Raw genomic sequence first — 16723 nt, 5'->3', positions numbered from 1 at the left:
CTCACCAGGTGCGCTGTGCCGTCCGGGCGGTGCCGGGAGGCTTCCCGGGGGTCCCGGGGGGCCGTCGGATCAGGCGTCGCCGCCGGCGGCGCCCGGGTCGGCGGCCGCCACGTCGAGCAGCTGGTAGCGGTCCACCGCCTGCTTCAGGGCCGAGCGGTCGATCCTGCCCTCGCGGGCCAGCTCGGTCAGCACGGCCAGCACGATCGACGGGGCGTCGATGTGGAAGTAGCGGCGGGCCGCGCCCCGGGTGTCGGCGAAGCCGAAGCCGTCGGCGCCCAGCGAGCTGTACGGGCCCGGCACCCAGCGGGAGATCTGGTCCGGCACCGCGCGCATCCAGTCCGAGACCGCCACGAACGGCCCCTCGGAGCCCTGGAGCTTGCGCGTCACGTACGGGACGCGCTGCTCCTCGTCCGGGTGGAGCAGGTTGTGCTCCTCGACGGCCACGGCCTCGCGCCGCAGCTCGGTCCAGGAGGTCGCGGACCAGACGTCGGCCCGGACGTTCCACTCCTCGGCGAGGATCCGCTGCGCCTCCAGCGCCCACGGCACGGCGACGCCGGAGGCCATGATCTGCGCCGGGATCGCGCCGGCCTCGGCCGGCTTGAAGCGGTGGATGCCCTGGAGGATGCCGTCCACGTCCACGTCGTCCGGCTCGGCCGGATGCTGGATCGGCTCGTTGTAGACGGTCAGGTAGTAGAAGACGTCCTCGGCCTCGGAGCCGTACATGCGGCGCAGACCGTCCTTGACGATGTGCGCGATCTCGAAGCCGTACGCCGGGTCGTAGGCGATGCAGGCCGGGTTGGTCGAGGCCAGCAGGTGCGAGTGGCCGTCCGCGTGCTGGAGGCCCTCGCCGGTCAGGGTCGTCCGGCCGGCGGTGGCGCCCAGCACGAAGCCGCGGGCGAGCTGGTCGGCCATCTGCCAGAACTGGTCGCCGGTCCGCTGGAAACCGAACATCGAGTAGAAGACGTACACCGGGATCAGCGGCTCGCCGTGGGTGGCGTAGGCCGAGCCGGCGGCGATCAGCGAGGCCGTGCAGCCTGCCTCGGAGATGCCGTCGTGCAGCATCTGGCCGGTCGGCGACTCCTTGTACGCGAGAAGCAGTTCACGGTCCACCGCCTCGTACTGCTGGCCCAGCGGGTTGTAGATCTTGGCGCTCGGGAAGAACGCGTCCATGCCGAAGGTGCGGTACTCGTCGGGGGCGATCAGCACGAAGCGCTTGCCGATCTCCTTGTCCCGCATGAGGTCCTTCAGGATGCGGACGAAGGCCATCGTGGTGGCGATGGACTGCTGCCCGGAGCCCTTCCTGGCGGCCGCGTAGGTCTTGTCGTCGGGGAGCGCCAGCGGCTTGGACCGCACGACCCGGGTGGGGACGTACCCGCCCAGCGCCTTGCGGCGGTCGTGCATGTACTGGATCTCCTCGGAGTTCCGGCCCGGGTGGTAGTACGGCGGCAGGCCGTCCTCCAGCTGCCGGTCGGTCACCGGGATGTGCAGCCGGTCGCGGAAGCGCTTCAGGTCGTCGACCGTCAGCTTCTTCATCTGGTGGGTCGCGTTGCGGCCCTCGAAGTTCGGGCCCAGCGTCCAGCCCTTCACGGTCTGGGCGAGGATCACCGTCGGCTGGCCGGCGTGCGCCTTCGCCGCCGCGTAGGCCGCGTAGATCTTCTTGTGGTCGTGCCCGCCGCGGCCCAGGTGCAGCACCTGCTGGTCGCTCATGCCCTCGACCATCGCCCGCAGCCGGTGGTCGTCGCCGAAGAAGTGGTCGCGGATGTAGCCGCCGGTCTCGGTGGCGTACGTCTGGAACTGGCCGTCCGGGGTGGTGTTCAACCGGTTGACCAGGATGCCGTCGCGGTCCTGCGCGAGCAGCGGGTCCCAGGAGCGGTCCCAGATCAGCTTGATGACGTTCCAGCCGTTGCCCCGGAAGATCGACTCCAGCTCCTGGATGATCTTGCCGTTGCCGCGCACCGGGCCGTCGAGCCGCTGCAGGTTGCAGTTGACGACGAAGGTGAGGTTGTCCAGCCCCTCGCGGGCCGCGATGGAGAGCTGGCCGAGCGACTCGACCTCGTCCATCTCGCCGTCGCCGAGGAAGGCCCAGACGTGCGACTTGGAGGTGTCCGCGATCCCGCGCGCCTCCATGTAGCGGTTCATCCGCGCCTGGTAGATCGCGCCGAGCGGGCCGAGGCCCATGGACACCGTGGGGAACTCCCAGAAGTCCGGCATCAGGCGCGGGTGCGGGTACGACGACAGCCCGTTCGGGAACTTCGAGCGCTCCTGGCGGAAGCCGTCGAGCTGCGTGTCGTTCAGCCGGTCCAGCAGGTACGCGCGGGCGTAGATGCCGGGCGACGCGTGGCCCTGGAAGAAGATCTGGTCGCCGCCGTCGCCCTCGTCCTTGCCGCGGAAGAAGTGGTTGAAGCCGACGTCGTACAGCGAGGCGGAGGAGGCGAACGTCGCGATGTGGCCGCCGACGCCGATCCCCGGACGCTGGGCGCGCGAGACCATGACGGCCGCGTTCCACCGGGTGGCGTTGAGGACCTTGCGCTCGATCTCCTCGTTGCCGGGGAAGAAGGGCTCGTCCTTGGTCGCGATCGTGTTGACGTAGTCCGAGCTGCGCATCTCGGGCACGGCCACGCGCTTCTCGCGGGCCCGCTCGATGAGCCGGAGCATGAGGTAGCGGGCTCGCTCACGGCCCCGCTCGTCCACGGCCGCGTCGAGGGAGTCGAGCCATTCCTGGGTCTCTTCCGGGTCGAAATCCGGGACCTGGCTGGGAAGGCCGCCAATGATGATCGGGTTGCGATCGGATCCGGGAGCCACGCTCTTCCTTCGCTGTTCGGTGGTGCCCACGGGGCCACGAAGTGGTCGGGATGTCCATCGTGTACCCCGTGTGCGCCAGACGTCACATTTACCGAGGGGTAACACCCGGCGGTGTCCTCCACGACTCTGGGTGCGGTCAAATCGCAACCTTACGCTCAACCCGCGCATGCGTTTCGTCCGGGCGTTCGGCAGACTGAAACCTCAGAAGTCCTCAAACCGGCACGAATCATGTGTGCCTGATCACGGAGCAGGGTGACCGGGGCGCCGGAAGTTGCGGCGAGACGGCCCCAAACGTCACCGTTTCGGCGGTCTCCGCGGCCGGGTACTTGCGCGATCCACCCCGGCACGTGTGGACTACGGCCAGCGCCGCGCGCATACGCGCGGCCCAAGCATTTACCGAATGAGCAGGAGGCAAGCCGTGAGCGCGACCGCGGACCACGCGGAGGAGCGGACCAACCCGGCCGGCAGGCTGGGGTTCGAGCCCGGACAGGTGGTCCAGGAGATCGGCTACGACGACGACGTCGACCACGATCTCCGTGAAGGCATCGAGTCCATCATCGGGGCCGAGCTCGTGGACGAGGACTACGACGACGTCGCCGACGCCGTCGTGCTCTGGTTCCGCGACGAGGACGGCGATCTCACCGACGCCCTGGTGGACGCCATCGGTCTTCTGGAGGACGGCGGCACCATCTGGCTGCTGACGCCGAAGACCGGCCGCGACGGCTACATCGAGCCGAGCGACATCAACGATGCCGCGCAGACAGCTGGTCTCTCCCAGACCAAGAGCATCAGTGTCGCCAAGGACTGGACGGGCACCCGCCTGACCGCCCCCAAGCGCTGATCCCCACGCTGCGATCAGCCCCCGCCGGTCCGCCGGCGGGGGCTTTCGTGCGTCGCCGCGCCGGGCCTCCCGGGGGCCCGCACACACAGGCCGTAGGGTGGGGTTCACCGATTCGGCCCAAGGTCAGGGCCCCGCCGAAGGGATGCGTACGCGATGGCGATCGAGGTCGGCGCCGAGGCCCCGGATTTCGCGCTCAGGGACAACCACGGGCGCACCGTGCGGCTCTCCGACTTCCGCGGCGAGCAGAACGTGGTGCTGCTCTTCTACCCCTTCGCCTTCACGAGCGTCTGCGCGGGCGAGCTCGGCGAGCTGCGGGACAACCTCTCGACGTTCGTCAACGACGACACCCGGCTCCTCGCCGTCTCCACCGACTCCATCCACACCCTGCGCGTCTTCGCCGAGCAGGAGTCCCTGGAGTACCCGCTGCTCTCCGACTTCTGGCCGCACGGCGAGGCCTCCCGCGCCTACGGCGTGTTCGACGAGGAGAAGGGCTGCGCGGTGCGCGGCACCTTCGTCATCGACAGGGCCGGGGTGGTCCGGTGGACCGTCGTGAACGGCCTGCCGGAGGCCCGCGACCTCGGCGACTACGTCAAGGCCCTCGACGCGCTCCGGCCCCCGATCTGACCCGACACCCGGATTCACCGGGCGAATCGACTGTTTCGAGCGGGAACCCGTCACTAGGATCCACTCGTTGATCCGATGCCAACGCACGACTGGGGGCGCTGCCCCTGGAAACCACATGGAGGGACTCGTGGGAGTCAGCCTCAGCAAGGGCGGCAACGTCTCGCTGACCAAGGAGGCCCCTGGCCTCACCGCCGTGACCGTCGGTCTGGGCTGGGACGTCCGCACCACCACCGGTACGGACTTCGACCTCGACGCCAGCGCCATCCTGGTGAGCGCTGAGGGCAAGGTCCGCAACGACCAGGACTTCGTGTTCTTCAACAACCTGAAGAGCGCCGACGGCTCCGTCGAGCACACCGGTGACAACCTCACCGGTGAGGGCGAGGGTGACGACGAGCAGGTCAAGGTCAGCCTGGCCACGGTGCCGGCCGACGTCGCCAAGATCGTCTTCCCGGTGTCGATCTACGACGCCGAGAACCGCCAGCAGTCCTTCGGCCAGGTGCGCAACGCGTTCATCCGCGTCGTGAACCAGGCCGGCGGCGCCGAGATCGCCCGGTACGACCTCTCCGAGGACGCCTCGACCGAGACCGCCATGGTCTTCGGCGAGCTGTACCGCAACGGCGACGAGTGGAAGTTCCGCGCCGTCGGCCAGGGCTACGCCTCGGGCCTGCGCGGCATCGCGCAGGACTTCGGCGTCAACGTCTGAGCCGAACAGCTCGAACCGTCCGGCGCCGCACATCCCGTGCGGCGCCGGACGTGCCTCATCACCACCGGGGAGGAAACGAATCATGGGCGTCACGCTCGCCAAGGGAGGCAATGTCTCCCTCTCCAAGGCCGCACCCAACCTCACCCAGGTCCTCGTCGGGCTCGGCTGGGACGCGCGCTCCACCACCGGAGCCCCCTTCGACCTCGACGCCAGCGCGCTGCTGTGCCAGGCCGGACGGGTGCTCGGGGACGAGTAGTTCGTGTTCTACAACCAGCTGCGCAGCCCGGAGGGCTCGGTCGAGCACACCGGGGACAACCTCACGGGCGAGGGCGACGGGGACGACGAGTCCCTGATCGTGGACCTCTCCAAGGTGCCCGCGCACTGCGACAAGATCGTCTTTCCGGTGTCGATCCACGACGCCGACAATCGCGGTCAGAGTTTCGGTCAGGTCAGCAACGCGTTCATCCGCGTCGTGAACCAGATGGACGGCCAGGAACTCGCCCGGTACGACCTCTCCGAGGACGCTTCCACCGAGACCGCGATGATCTTCGGTGAGCTCTACCGGTACAACGGCGAATGGAAGTTCCGCGCGGTCGGTCAGGGGTACGCGTCGGGTCTGCGGGGCATCGCTCTAGACTTCGGGGTCAATGTCTCGTAAAGCCATGTAATTCACGATGGGGCAAACAGTGGTTCTGAAAACCTTCGGCTGGTCGTTCGCCATCACGGCGCTCGGCCTGGTCGCAGCGGTGCTCTACGGGGGGTGGGAGGCGTTCGGGATCGTCGCGATCCTGTGCGTCCTCGAGATCTCGCTCTCCTTCGACAATGCAGTGGTCAACGCCGGAATCCTGAAGAAGATGAATGCCTTCTGGCAGAAGATCTTCCTCACCATCGGTGTCCTGATCGCGGTCTTCGGCATGCGACTGGTCTTCCCCGTCGTGATCGTGGCGATCAGCGCCAAGATCGGCCCCATCGAGGCGGTCGACCTCGCGCTCAACGACGCCGAGCGCTACGAGCAGCTCGTGACCGACGCGCACCCGTCGATCGCGGCCTTCGGCGGCATGTTCCTGCTGATGATCTTCCTCGACTTCATCTTCGAGGACCGCGACATCAAGTGGCTCGGCTGGCTGGAGCGGCCGCTGGCCAAGCTCGGCAAGATCGACATGCTCTCGGTCTGCATCGCCCTGATCGTCCTGGCCGTCAGTGCCATGACCTTCGCGACCCAGGCCCACCAGCACGGCGGCGCGCACGTCGACAAGGCGGCGACGGTCCTGCTCTCCGGCGTCTTCGGCCTCATCACGTACCTCGTCGTCGGCGGGCTCTCCGGCTACTTCGAGAACAAGCTGGAGGAAGAGGAGGAGCGCGAGCACGAGGCCGAGGAGGAGGCCAGGCGCAGCGGCAAGAAGGTCGGCGCCGTGCAGCTGGCCGGCAAGGCCGCCTTCTTCATGTTCCTCTACCTGGAGGTCCTCGACGCCTCCTTCTCGTTCGACGGTGTCATCGGCGCCTTCGCCATCACCAACGACATCGTGCTCATGGCGCTCGGCCTGGGTGTCGGCGCCATGTACGTCCGTTCGCTGACGGTCTACCTGGTCCGCCAGGGCACCCTCGACGACTACGTCTACCTGGAGCACGGCGCGCACTACGCGATCGGCGCGCTGGCCGTGATCCTCATGGTCACCATCCGCTACCAGATCCCCGAGGTCGTCACCGGCCTCATCGGCGTCGCCCTGATCGCCCTGTCCTTCTGGTCCTCCGTCCGCCGCAACCGCAGGCTGGCGGCGGCCGAGGGCGGGTCCGGCTCCTCGGGGGACAAGACCGAGGTGCCGTCCGGGGTGTGACACCCCCGGTATTGAGGAACGCTTTCCTGCGGGGCGGCCGGAGCACCCGGCCGCCCCGCAGTCATGTGCGGTGCCGGTACGGACCCCTCGGGGCGCCGGCGGGTCGACGATCAGTGGGGGTGAGGGCGGCATGGCCTTCTGGGACAACCTGTTTCCGGCAAGGGCGGCGTCGCAGTTCGACTCGGGCAGCGCCGCGTCGAACACGATCGATCTGACGAAACGGCGTCCGTCCGTCTCGCTCAGCAAGCAGGGGGCGGCCACCGGCAACCTCCGGGTGAACCTCTCCTGGCGGATGCGGACCTCCGACCTCGAAGGACGCTCCCGGCAGAGCGGCCGGCTGCTCCGCAACCCGTCCCAGCTCTTCAAGCCCGAGGTCGTGCAGGCCCACACCCAGGGCATGGTCAACGTCGACCTGGACCTCGGCTGCCTCTATGAGCTCGCCGACGGCAGCAAGGGCGTGGTGCAGCCGCTCGGCGGCTTCTTCGGGGACCTGAACGGCGCGCCGTACGTGAAGCTCAGCGGCGACGACCGCTTCGGCGGCTCCTCGGGGGAGACTATCTTCGTCAACCTGGATCACAAGGACGAGATCAAGCGCCTGCTGTTCTTCGTGTACATCTACGACCAGACGCCGGCCTTCGACCGTACGCACGCCAAGATCACGCTCTATCCGAGCAACGGCCCCCGGATCGAGATCGAACTCGACGAGCGCGCCCCGCAGGCCCGCTCCTGCGCGGTCTTCTCCGTGGAGAACGCCAAGGGCGAGCTCACGGTCCGCCGCGAGGTCCGCTTCGTGTACGGCTTCCAGGCCGAACTGGACCGGCTGTACGGCTGGGGCCTGCAGTGGGGGCGCGGCTACAAGACCAAGGCGTAGCCGCGCGGCTCCTACGACCGGACGAACTGGGGGCCCATCGGAGGCATCCGGAAGTCCGGGGCGGGGTTCTGCTCGGAGGCGTTCACCGGCTGCGGATAGCCGTACGCCGGGGCCGGGTGCGCCGGCTGCTGGGGATAGCCGTAGGCGGGGGCCCGGTCGGGCCGGGGCGGCACGGCCGGCTGCGGGGGCACGGACGCCGGGGTGTGGGCGACGGTCAGATCGGGGTCCGGGTCGCCGCCGGAGGCGACGGTGGCCGCGGTGCCCCCCTGGGCCTCGGCGGGGGTGCTCCGGCCGCCCGGGACCTCGCGGAAGCCGCCCAGGGCCTCCTGGGAGCCGTCCTGGGCGCCCTGGGAGTCGTCCTGCGCGTCCTCGTCGACCGAGATGCCGAAATCGGTGGCGAGGCCGACCAGGCCCGTCGGATAGCCCTGGCCCACGGCCCGGAACTTCCAGCCGTCCCCGCGGCGGTACAGCTCGCCGCAGATGACGGCCGTCTCCTCGCCCGTCTCCGCGGTCACGGAGAACAGGGCCAGCGCCTCGGCCTCGGGCCCCGCCGTCGCGTCGTACAGCAGGATCCGCAGGTCGGAGACCGAGCGGAAGGTCCCGCCGTCGGAGGAGGCCGCGATCACCACCCGGTCGACCGACGGGTCGAGGCTGCCGAGATCGGCCTCCACGGTGTCCGTGAGACCCTTGGAGTCACGCTTCTTCGGCAGCCGTCGCACCAGGCCCGAAGGATGGCGCGGCTGGTTGTAGAAGACGAAGTCCTCGTCGGACCGCACCCGGCCGGAGGGCCCCAGGAGCAGGGCCGAGGCATCCACGTCGGGGACCCCGGAGCCCGGGGTCCAGCGGAGCACGGCCCGTACGGCCGCGGTGTCGAGAGGGACGTTGGAGCCCTTCAGCATCGCGTGCGTCATGACCGTCATCCTGCCCTCCCGGAGGACTCGCGGACAACGCGGGGGCGTCACCCGTCCCGGGTCGCCGTGACGGACGTCGACGAGTTACCTGGATTTCATGCATGGAGGGAACTGCGGACACCCGCACCTACGTACTATTACCGGCCACATGTCGTCAGGTTCCTAAGAGAGAGGCTAGGGAGTTATATGCGTCATTTCGGGCACATCCCGTCCGCGACGCGGGCTGGTCTCTTCCATCGGGAACCGGCGGTGTTCACGGCGGATTCGCCCGCGCGCACGCTCGCCGTGGCCCTGGGCGCCACGCTCTACAGCCCGGCCACCCGGCCCCGGCTCGCCGCCGACGTGCGCAAGCAGGCGGCCCGTGGAGTGGTCTCCATGGTGCTCTGCCTGGAGGACTCCATCAGCGACGCCGACGTCGAGGCGGGCGAGGACAACCTCGTACGCCAGTTCGCCGACCTCGCCGCCGGGACCGTGACGGACGCCGACCCCGCCACGGACCCCGCCGCCGACCTGCCCCTGCTCTTCATCCGGGTCCGTGATCCGCACCAGATCACCGACCTCGTCGCCCGGCTTGGAGAAACGGTCCGCCTCCTGTCCGGATTCGTACTGCCGAAGTTCACCGAGACACGCGGGCAGGCCTTCCTCGAAGCGCTGGTCCACGCCGAACGGACGAGTGGAAGGCGTCTTTTCGCCATGCCCGTGCTGGAGTCTCCCGACCTCCTCCACCTGGAGACCCGGGCCGAGACCCTCGCCGGCATCGCCGCGATCACCGACAAGTACCGCGACCGCGTCCTCGCCCTGCGACTCGGCGTCACCGACTTCTGCTCCGCCTACGGACTCCGCCGCTCGCCGGACATGACCGCCTACGACGTCAAGATCGTCGCGCACGTCATCGCCGACGTCGTCAACGTCCTCGGCCGCTCCGACGGCACCGGCTTCACCGTCACCGGCCCCGTCTGGGAGTACTTCCGCCCCGGCGAGCGCATGTTCAAGCCCCAGCTGCGCCGCAGCCCCTTCCTCGAAGGCAGCGCCGAGGACCTGCGCACGGCCCTCATCGAGCACGACCTCGACGGCCTGCTGCGCGAGATCGAACTCGACCGCGCCAACGGCCTGCTCGGGAAGACCTGCATCCACCCCACCCACGTGGTGCCGGTGCACGCGCTCTCCGTGGTCAGCCACGAGGAGTGGAGCGACGCCCAGGACATCCTGCGGCCGGAACAGGGCGGTGGCGGCGTGCTCCGCTCCGCCTACACGAACAAGATGAACGAAGTGAAGCCGCATCGCGCGTGGGCCGAGCGCACCCTCCTGCGCGCCGAGGTCTTCGGCGTCGCCAAGGAGGACGTCGGCTTCGTGGATCTGCTCACCGCCGGACTGGCCGGCTGACGAAGGGACGTCGACGACGTGGTGTGGACCGGAACGTGGGTCGCGGAGCGACTGGGCGTCGAACTGATCGGCGACGAGGCGCTACCGACCCTGTTGGGCCTCGCGCTGCGTCGCAATCCCAAGCGCGCGCACCTGCTCGTCTCCAGCGTGCTCGGCAAGCACGTGCCCCAGCGGCCGTCCGTGGTCCACGGCTCCGGCCTCGACCTGGGCCGGCGCGTCCGCGCGCTCCTCGGCGACGAGGAGGCGGCGCGCGCCGTCGTCCTCGGGTACGCCGAGACGGCCACGGCCCTGGGCCACGCCGTCGCCGACGGCCTCGGCCTCGCCCCGTACCTCCACTCCACCCGGCGGCCGGTGGCCGGGGTCGCCCGCGCGGGCGGCTTCGAGGAGTCCCACTCGCACGCCACCTCGCACCTGCTGCTGCCCGAGGACCCGAAGCTGCTCGCCGGCGACGGCCCGCTGGTCCTCGTCGACGACGAGTTCTCCACCGGCAACACCGTCCTCAACACGGTGCGGGCCCTGCACGAGCGCTACCCGCGCGACCGGTACGTCGTCGTCGCCCTCGTCGATATGCGCTCGGCGGCCGACCTGGGCCGCCTGGACGCCTTCGCGGCGGAGATCGGCGCCCGGGTGGACCTGATATCCGGCGCCGCCGGCACCGTCCGCCTCCCGGACGGGGTCCTGGAGAAGGGCCAGGCGCTGGTGGCGGAGCACGAGCGGGCGTACGAGCCGGCGCGCCCGCCGGTGGGTGAGCCGGTGAGCGGGACCGCTGGCCGGGACGCGGCGACCGGGCGGGCGGACGCCGTGACCGGCCGGAGGCAGGCGGACGGCGATGCCACGACCGGGCGCGGGGACGCGCGCGGGGATGCCACGGCCGGGCGCGGGCACGCGCACGTGCGGGTGGCGCTCGACTGGCCGGAGGGGCTGCCCGACGGCGGTCGGCACGGCTTCACGCCCGACCAGCGGGACCGCCTGGAGGCGGCGCTGCCGGGGATGGCGGCCAGGATCGCGGATGTGCTGCCGGACGCGGGAGACGGGACGCCGCAGGCCCCGGCCGTCGAGGCCCCGCAGGCCCCGGCCGACCGGGTATCGCAGATCCCGGGCGACGAGGTACGGGCGGCGGCCCCGGCCGACGAGGCGCGGCCCGCCGCCGCCGAGGACCAGCCGGTGACCCCGGTCGAGGGGGCGCAGCAGGCGGCCCCGGCCGAGGCGCGGCCCGTGTCCCCTGCCGAGGCGGAGCTGTTCGCCCCGGCGCCGTCCGCCCCCGCCGGCGCTGCCCGGCCCACCGCTCCCGCCCCCGGACCGGCCCGGCCGGCCGCAGGCCCCCGCGTGCTCGTCCTCGGCTTCGAGGAGCTGATGTACGCGCCGCTGCGCCTCGGCACCGCACTGGAGGAGGCCGGGCACGACGTCCGCTTCTCCACCACCACCCGCTCGCCCGTCCTGGCCGTCGACGACCCGGGCTACGCGATCCGCACCCGGCTCGTCTTCCCGGCGCACGACGACCCCGCCGACGGTCCCGGCGAGCGCTACGCCTACAACGTGGCCGACGCGGGCTTCGACGCCGTCGTCCTCGTCGTCGACTCCACCGCCGACACCCCGGCCCTGCACGCCCCGGACGGCCTGCTCGCCCAGCTCGCCGCGCACATCCCGCGCGTCGTGCTCGCCGTCGTCCCCTCGTACACGCCCACCGCCTCGCCGTACGTTCCGCACGACGCCACGCCCGAGGTCACCGACGCCACCGAAGCTCCCGAAAGGAGCTCCATGCTGCCCGAGCCCCTCCGCGGCCCCGCCTTCTCCTCGTACGCACCCGAGGAGGTCGGCTGGCTGCTCCAGGACCTCTCGGACGTCGAGCTCGAGGCGCCCACCGAGGAACGCGAGGAAGCCATCCAGAGCGGCGGCGCGCACTACGCCGAGTCGCTCCCCGTCGAGTACCAGCCGAGCGACCGCTACCAGGAGCTGTTCCACGCGGCCCTGGAGGCCTCGGCGGCCCGGATCGCCCGTGCCGTCGGCACCGTCACCGAGACCGTCCTCGCCGAGCGGCCGGGCCGCCGCCCCGTGCTCGTCTCGCTCGCGCGCGCCGGCACGCCCGTCGGCGTCCTCATGCGCCGCTGGGCGCAGGCCCGTCACGAGCTGGACCTGCCCCACTACGCCGTCTCCATCGTCCGCGGCCGCGGCATCGACGCGAACGCGCTGCGCTGGCTCGCCGCCCATCACGACCCGGCGGACGTCGTGTTCGTCGACGGCTGGACCGGCAAGGGCGCCATCACCCGCGAACTCGCCGACGCGATCAAGGAGTTCGAGGCGACCGAGGGGATCACGGGCTTCGACCCGGAGATCGCGGTGCTCGCCGACCCCGGCTCCTGCGTCCGCACGTACGGGACGCGCGAGGACTTCCTCATCCCCTCCGCCTGCCTCAACTCGACGGTCTCCGGCCTGATCTCCCGCACGGTGCTCCGCGCCGACCTGGTCGGACCGAACGACTTCCACGGCGGGAAGTTCTACCGCGAGCTGGCCGGCGCGGACGTCTCCGGCGTCTTCCTCGACGCCGTCGCCGCCCGCTTCGACGAGGTCGCCGCGGCCGTCGACACGGACGTCAAGGAACTCCTGGCCGCCGACCGCACCCCGACCTGGGAGGGCTGGGCCGCCGTGGAGCGGATCAGCGAGGAGTACGGCATCCACGACGTCAACCTGGTGAAGCCCGGCGTCGGCGAGACCACCCGCGTGCTGCTCCGCCGCGTCCCCTGGAAGATCCTGGCCAAGCGGGGCGCGGAGGCCGACCTCGCGCACGTCCGCCTGCTCGCCGAGCAGCGCGGCGTACCGGTCGAGGAGGTCGACGAACTGCCGTACAGCTGTGTCGGTCTGATACACCCTCAGTACACGAGGGGCGCGACGGGCGCCGACGGCAAGGCGGTGGTGTCCCAGTGAGCACGAACAACACGGCGGAGAACGCGGACGCGGCGGGGCGGACGACGACGGCGACCCGCCCGGTCACCGCGGGTGCGACGGCCACGGAGACGGCGACGATCCCGGCCCCCGTCCAGGCCTCCGTACCGGCTCCGGCCCCGGTGCCGCTCCCGGCGCAGACCACGGCCACGGCGCAGGCCCCGGCCGCGGTCGCCCCGGTCCTGGTCGCGAGCGACCTCGACCGCACCCTGATCTACTCGTCCGCGGCGCTCGCCCTCGGCATGCCCGACGCCCAGGCGCCGCGCCTGCTCTGCGTCGAGGTCCACGAGTCCAAGCCGCTCTCGTACATGACCGAGGAGGCGGCCGGACTCCTGGAACGGCTCACCGCCGAGGCCGTCTTCGTACCCACCACCACGCGGACGCGGAAGCAGTACCAGCGCATCCAACTCCCGGGCAGGGAACCTGAGTACGCGATCTGCGCCAATGGCGGTCACATCCTCGTCGACGGCGTCACCGACGCCGACTGGCACGCCTCCGTGCTGCGCAGGCTCGCCGAGGAGTGCGCGCCGCTCTCCGAGGTCCGGGCCTACCTCACCGCGACCACGGACCTGTCCTGGGTGCGCAAGCACCGCGTCGCGGAGGACCTCTTCGCCTACCTCGTCGTGGAGCGGGAGCGGCTGCCCGAGGACTGGCTGGAGCGCTTCGGCGCCTGGGCGGGCGAGCGGGGCTGGACCGTCTCGCTCCAGGGCCGCAAGGTGTACGCGGTGCCGAAGCCGCTGACCAAGAGCGCGGCGGTCCGCGAGGTGGCGCGCCGCACCGGCGCGTCGCTCACCCTGGCCGCCGGGGACTCACTGCTCGACGCGGACCTGCTGCTCGCCGCGGACCGGGCGTGGCGCCCAGGCCACGGCGAACTGGCCGACAGCGACTGGACGGCCCCCCACCTCGACGTCCTCGCGGAACGCGGGGTCGCGGCGGGGGAGGAGATCCTGCGCCGCTTCCGGGCGGCCGCCGCCGTCTGACGGCGACCACGTCCTCGACCGTCCCGGGCGCGGGCGCGGGCCCGGGATCAGCCGCAGCAACCGCCACCGCAGCAGCCGCCGCCCCCGCCGCCGCTCGGCGCGGGGGAGGCGGAGGCCGAGCCGCCGACGGCCACGGCGGACAGCAGCTTCACGGTGTCGTCGTGCCCGGCGGGGCAGGACGCCGGGTCGGAGGACTCGGCCATGGGCCGGCTGAGCTCAAAGGTGTCGCCGCAGGTCCGGCAGCGGAATTCGTAACGAGGCATGGGGACAGGCTAGAGCCTGCGAGGAGCCGGGGGCAGGGGGACCGGACCGGGGCCGCGGGTCATCGAGCCGTGGGAAGGGACCGGACCGGGGCCGCGGGTCATCGAGCCGGGGGCACCGGACCGGACCGGGGCCGCGGGTCATCGCCGGGGCCGCGGCTGCGGGGGCGGGGCTCAGTGACCGCCGGCGCCCCGGTCCTCGCGGATCTGCCCGACGACGTGGGCGGCCGTGTTCCGGACGCCCTCCAGCTCGGTCAGGAAGTGCCAGTAGTCGGGGTGGCGGCCCTCCAGACCGGCGACCGCCCGGTCGATGCGGGCGACGGCCTCGTCGAGGGGACGGGCGTGACGGGGGTCGGGGGTGCTGCGCCCGGCCATGGCGAGGCGCTGGGCGTCGCGGACCGCGAAGCGGGCGCGGTCGATCTCGGCCCTGGGGTCCTTGGCGACGGCCTCCAGACGCCGCAGCCGGTCGCCGGCGGCCGAGACGGCCTCGTCGGTGGAGTCGAGGAGCGCGCGGACGGTCGAGAGCAGGGAGGTGGCGTCCGGCCAGCGCTGCTCCGTCCGCGCCTCCCCGGCCTCCGCGAGCCGCTCCCCGGCCTGCCGGAGCGTGTCGGCGGCCTGCTCGGGCACGTGCTGGAGGTCCTGCCAGCAGGGCGCGGTGAAGCGCCGGCGCAACTCCGACAGGACGGGCTCGACGCCGCCCGTGCGGGTGGTGAGCGCCTCGGTGCGGGTGCGGAGGGAGACGAGGCGCCGGTCGATCTCGGCGGCCCGCTCGGGCAGCCGCTCGGCCTCGACCCGTACGGCCTCGGCGTCGCGCAGCACCGTGTCGGCGCGCTGGAGGGTCTCGGGGACGCCGTGCCGGCCGGCGCCCTCGTTGAGCCGGGTGAGGTCGGGGCCGAGGGCGGCGAGCCGGGCGGCGAGGTCGTCGGCGCGCAGCCCGCTCGCCCGTACGGAGTCGAGGGCGTCGCTCGCGCCGCGCAGGGCCTGCCGGGCCCGCTCGACGGCGGGGGAGAGGCGGGCGAGCTGGACCTCGGCCCGCCCGAGGAGCGGGGCGAGACCGGCCTCGAACCGGTCGAGCTCGCCCTTGACGCGGTCGAGCTCCTCCTTGGCGCGGGTCAGCTCGGCCCGGGCCCGGGTGGCGGTCGCGGCGTCGAGCTCGTCGCGGTCGAGGTCGTGGGCGTCGACGGCGCTGATGTAGCCGTGGCTGACCTCGTCGATGCGCCGGCCGAGGGCCTCGAAGCCCTCGACGGCGCGGCGGGTCTCGGGGGAGCTGTCGACGGCGGTGATGGTCTCGATGGAGATGCGGAGCCCGCGCTGGGCGGTGTCGAGCTCGTAGAAGGCGGCCGCGGCGGCGTCCTTGGCGGCCTGGGCCTCGGCGCGCTGGCTCTCGCCGCGTCCGCCGAACCAGCGGCGGGTGCCGCCGCCGGCGAAGGCGTACGGCAGCAGGGCGCCGAGGAGCACCGGAAGGACGAGCGCGAGCCGGAGCCCGGAGACACCCGGCGGGGTGTCGGTCGCCGATCGGATCTGCCCCCGGTTCGGCGCGTCACGACGCCGGACGTCGCTCGCCCCCCTCGCGTCGCTCGCCACGTACCTCTCCCGTGCTGTGTCCGCCGTGCCCGGTCCGGTTCATTCTCCCACCCGGTAAGGACGAACACACGGGCCGGTCAGTTCGCCGTGAGGACGGAGACGTCGCCGTTGTCGCTGCGGACGGCGAGGGAGCGCTCGCTGGTGTCGCGGCGGGGGACGTCGATGCGGACGTCGCCGTTGTCGCTGGCGCCGGTCACCGCGTACTCGGCGGTGGGGACGGAGAGGCGGACGTCGCCGTTGTCGGTGAAGACGTCGACGCGGCGGGGGGCGGCGCCCAGGGTGATGCGGACGTCGCCGTTGTCGGACCGGGCGAGGACCTCGGGCGCGGTGGTCCCGGCGTCGACGGAGACGTCGCCGTTGTCGGTGCCGAGGTCGAGCGCGCCGCGGGCCTCGCGGACGCGGACGTCCCCGTTGTCGGAGCGCACCTTCAGAGGGGTGGCGAAGCCCTCGGCGGTGACGCGGCCGTTGTCGTTCTCGACGGTGACGGCGACGTCGCGGGGGACCTGGACGCGGTGGACGGCGTCGCAGTCGGAGCTGACGCCGTGGCAGCCGAGGCGCAGGGTCAGCCTCCCGTCGACGAGCTTCCACTCGGGGTCGGGCCCCGACCCCATGAACACCCACCCGTCGACCTGGCGCTCGACGCGCACGTCGTCGATGTCGGCGGGGGTGATCACGAGCTCGGAGTCGTCGGAGTCGACGGTGAGCGCGCCGCCGCCGAAGGCGAAGGACTTCCGCTCCACGGGCGCGTCCCCGACATCGGCCGAGCCGCACCCGGCGAGGGCGAGGACGGCGACGAGCGCCCCGCCGGAGGCGACCAGGACCCGCAACGGACGACGAACAACACCCATGACGCCGAGACCCCCACAGCAACCGGAGACGAGGAAGGACAGTCCGACGACCGTAGAACCACGCCACCCCCGCCCACGATCCGGCGACCCACCGTCCGGGGGGTGGGGCTACCCCCAGCCCGGGTATCGGTTTGCAGCACC

The 16723-nt window shown here is 71.8% G+C and carries 13 protein-coding genes and 1 pseudogene; 9 read left to right on the top strand and 5 right to left on the bottom strand.

From position 1 onward, the window contains the following. Nucleotides 1-69 precede the first annotated feature (69 nt). Nucleotides 70-2802, bottom strand: coding sequence for a pyruvate dehydrogenase (acetyl-transferring), homodimeric type (gene aceE / locus ACF09E_RS05650; RefSeq protein ID WP_392204028.1), 2733 nt, complete (start codon nt 2800-2802; stop codon nt 70-72). Between the two features lie 418 nt (nt 2803-3220). Between aceE and ACF09E_RS05645 the strand changes: the two genes are divergently transcribed. The 6 genes and pseudogenes from ACF09E_RS05645 (at nt 3221) to ACF09E_RS05620 (ending at nt 7676) form a co-directional block, all read left to right on the top strand. Beyond that, nucleotides 3221-3643, top strand: a complete 423-nt coding sequence (locus tag ACF09E_RS05645) for a DUF3052 domain-containing protein (RefSeq protein ID WP_041662345.1) — start codon at nt 3221-3223, stop codon at nt 3641-3643. A 153-nt stretch (nt 3644-3796) separates the two neighbouring features. Beyond that, nucleotides 3797-4267, top strand: a complete 471-nt coding sequence (locus tag ACF09E_RS05640) for a peroxiredoxin (protein ID WP_392204027.1) — start codon at nt 3797-3799, stop codon at nt 4265-4267. Between the two features lie 127 nt (nt 4268-4394). Next, on the top strand, nt 4395-4970 hold the full coding sequence (locus ACF09E_RS05635; RefSeq protein ID WP_015033386.1) for a TerD family protein: 576 nt from the start codon (nt 4395-4397) through the stop codon (nt 4968-4970). 82 nt (nt 4971-5052) lie between these two features. After that, a pseudogene (locus ACF09E_RS05630) lies at nt 5053-5628 on the top strand (TerD family protein). 28 nt (nt 5629-5656) lie between these two features. Beyond that, nucleotides 5657-6805: a DUF475 domain-containing protein gene (locus ACF09E_RS05625; protein ID WP_392204026.1), complete on the top strand. Its 1149-nt coding sequence runs from the start codon at nt 5657-5659 to the stop codon at nt 6803-6805. Nucleotides 6806-6935: 130 nt separating this feature from the next. After that, nucleotides 6936-7676 carry a Tellurium resistance gene (locus ACF09E_RS05620; protein ID WP_392204025.1) on the top strand — a complete coding sequence of 247 codons (741 nt, stop codon included), beginning with the start codon at nt 6936-6938 and terminating at the stop codon, nt 7674-7676. Nucleotides 7677-7687: 11 nt separating this feature from the next. On the opposite strand, the gene ACF09E_RS05615 is transcribed toward ACF09E_RS05620, so the two are convergent. Next, nucleotides 7688-8596 carry a TerD family protein gene (locus ACF09E_RS05615; protein ID WP_392204024.1) on the bottom strand — a complete coding sequence of 303 codons (909 nt, stop codon included), beginning with the start codon at nt 8594-8596 and terminating at the stop codon, nt 7688-7690. Between the two features lie 177 nt (nt 8597-8773). Here ACF09E_RS05615 and ACF09E_RS05610 point away from each other — a divergent pair, with 177 nt between their 5' ends. The 3 genes from ACF09E_RS05610 (at nt 8774) to ACF09E_RS05600 (ending at nt 13890) form a co-directional block, all read left to right on the top strand. After that, a complete protein-coding gene (locus ACF09E_RS05610) occupies nt 8774-9970 on the top strand; it encodes an HpcH/HpaI aldolase/citrate lyase family protein (RefSeq protein ID WP_392204023.1) in 1197 nt (398 codons plus the stop codon). 18 nt (nt 9971-9988) lie between these two features. Then, nucleotides 9989-12892: a phosphoribosyltransferase domain-containing protein gene (locus ACF09E_RS05605; RefSeq protein ID WP_392204022.1), complete on the top strand. Its 2904-nt coding sequence runs from the start codon at nt 9989-9991 to the stop codon at nt 12890-12892. Between the two features lie 140 nt (nt 12893-13032). After that, complete coding sequence (locus tag ACF09E_RS05600) at nt 13033-13890, top strand: HAD family hydrolase (RefSeq protein ID WP_392204427.1); 858 nt, start codon at nt 13033-13035, stop codon at nt 13888-13890. A 47-nt stretch (nt 13891-13937) separates the two neighbouring features. Here ACF09E_RS05600 and ACF09E_RS05595 read toward each other — a convergent pair whose 3' ends face one another. The 3 genes from ACF09E_RS05595 to ACF09E_RS05585 form a co-directional block, all read right to left on the bottom strand. Then, nucleotides 13938-14153, bottom strand: coding sequence for a zinc ribbon domain-containing protein (locus tag ACF09E_RS05595; protein WP_148004269.1), 216 nt, complete (start codon nt 14151-14153; stop codon nt 13938-13940). A gap of 171 nt (nt 14154-14324) precedes the next feature. After that, nucleotides 14325-15608 carry a hypothetical protein gene (locus ACF09E_RS05590; protein ID WP_392204426.1) on the bottom strand — a complete coding sequence of 428 codons (1284 nt, stop codon included), beginning with the start codon at nt 15606-15608 and terminating at the stop codon, nt 14325-14327. Nucleotides 15609-15811: 203 nt separating this feature from the next. Then, nucleotides 15812-16582 carry a DUF4097 family beta strand repeat-containing protein gene (locus ACF09E_RS05585; RefSeq protein WP_392204021.1) on the bottom strand — a complete coding sequence of 257 codons (771 nt, stop codon included), beginning with the start codon at nt 16580-16582 and terminating at the stop codon, nt 15812-15814. Nucleotides 16583-16723 lie beyond the last annotated feature (141 nt).

Origin of the sequence: Streptomyces sp. NPDC014891 (assembly GCF_043081085.1) — a bacterium.
Taxonomy (GTDB): Bacteria; Actinomycetota; Actinomycetes; order Streptomycetales; family Streptomycetaceae; genus Streptomyces.
Note: the sequence above shows the minus strand (reverse complement) of the source record. Positions and strands in the feature narration are given on the sequence as shown.

Excerpts from the sequence above, each read along its gene's own strand:
- ACF09E_RS05610 (WP_392204023.1), top strand. The coding sequence starts at position 8,774 with ATGCGTCATTTCGGGCACATCCCGTCCGCGACGCGGGCTGGTCTCTTC.
- ACF09E_RS05585 (WP_392204021.1), bottom strand. The coding sequence starts at position 16,582 with ATGGGTGTTGTTCGTCGTCCGTTGCGGGTCCTGGTCGCCTCCGGCGGG.
- ACF09E_RS05620 (WP_392204025.1), top strand. The coding sequence starts at position 6,936 with ATGGCCTTCTGGGACAACCTGTTTCCGGCAAGGGCGGCGTCGCAGTTC.
- ACF09E_RS05640 (WP_392204027.1), top strand. The coding sequence starts at position 3,797 with ATGGCGATCGAGGTCGGCGCCGAGGCCCCGGATTTCGCGCTCAGGGAC.
- ACF09E_RS05595 (WP_148004269.1), bottom strand. The coding sequence starts at position 14,153 with ATGCCTCGTTACGAATTCCGCTGCCGGACCTGCGGCGACACCTTTGAG.
- ACF09E_RS05615 (WP_392204024.1), bottom strand. The coding sequence starts at position 8,596 with ATGACGGTCATGACGCACGCGATGCTGAAGGGCTCCAACGTCCCTCTC.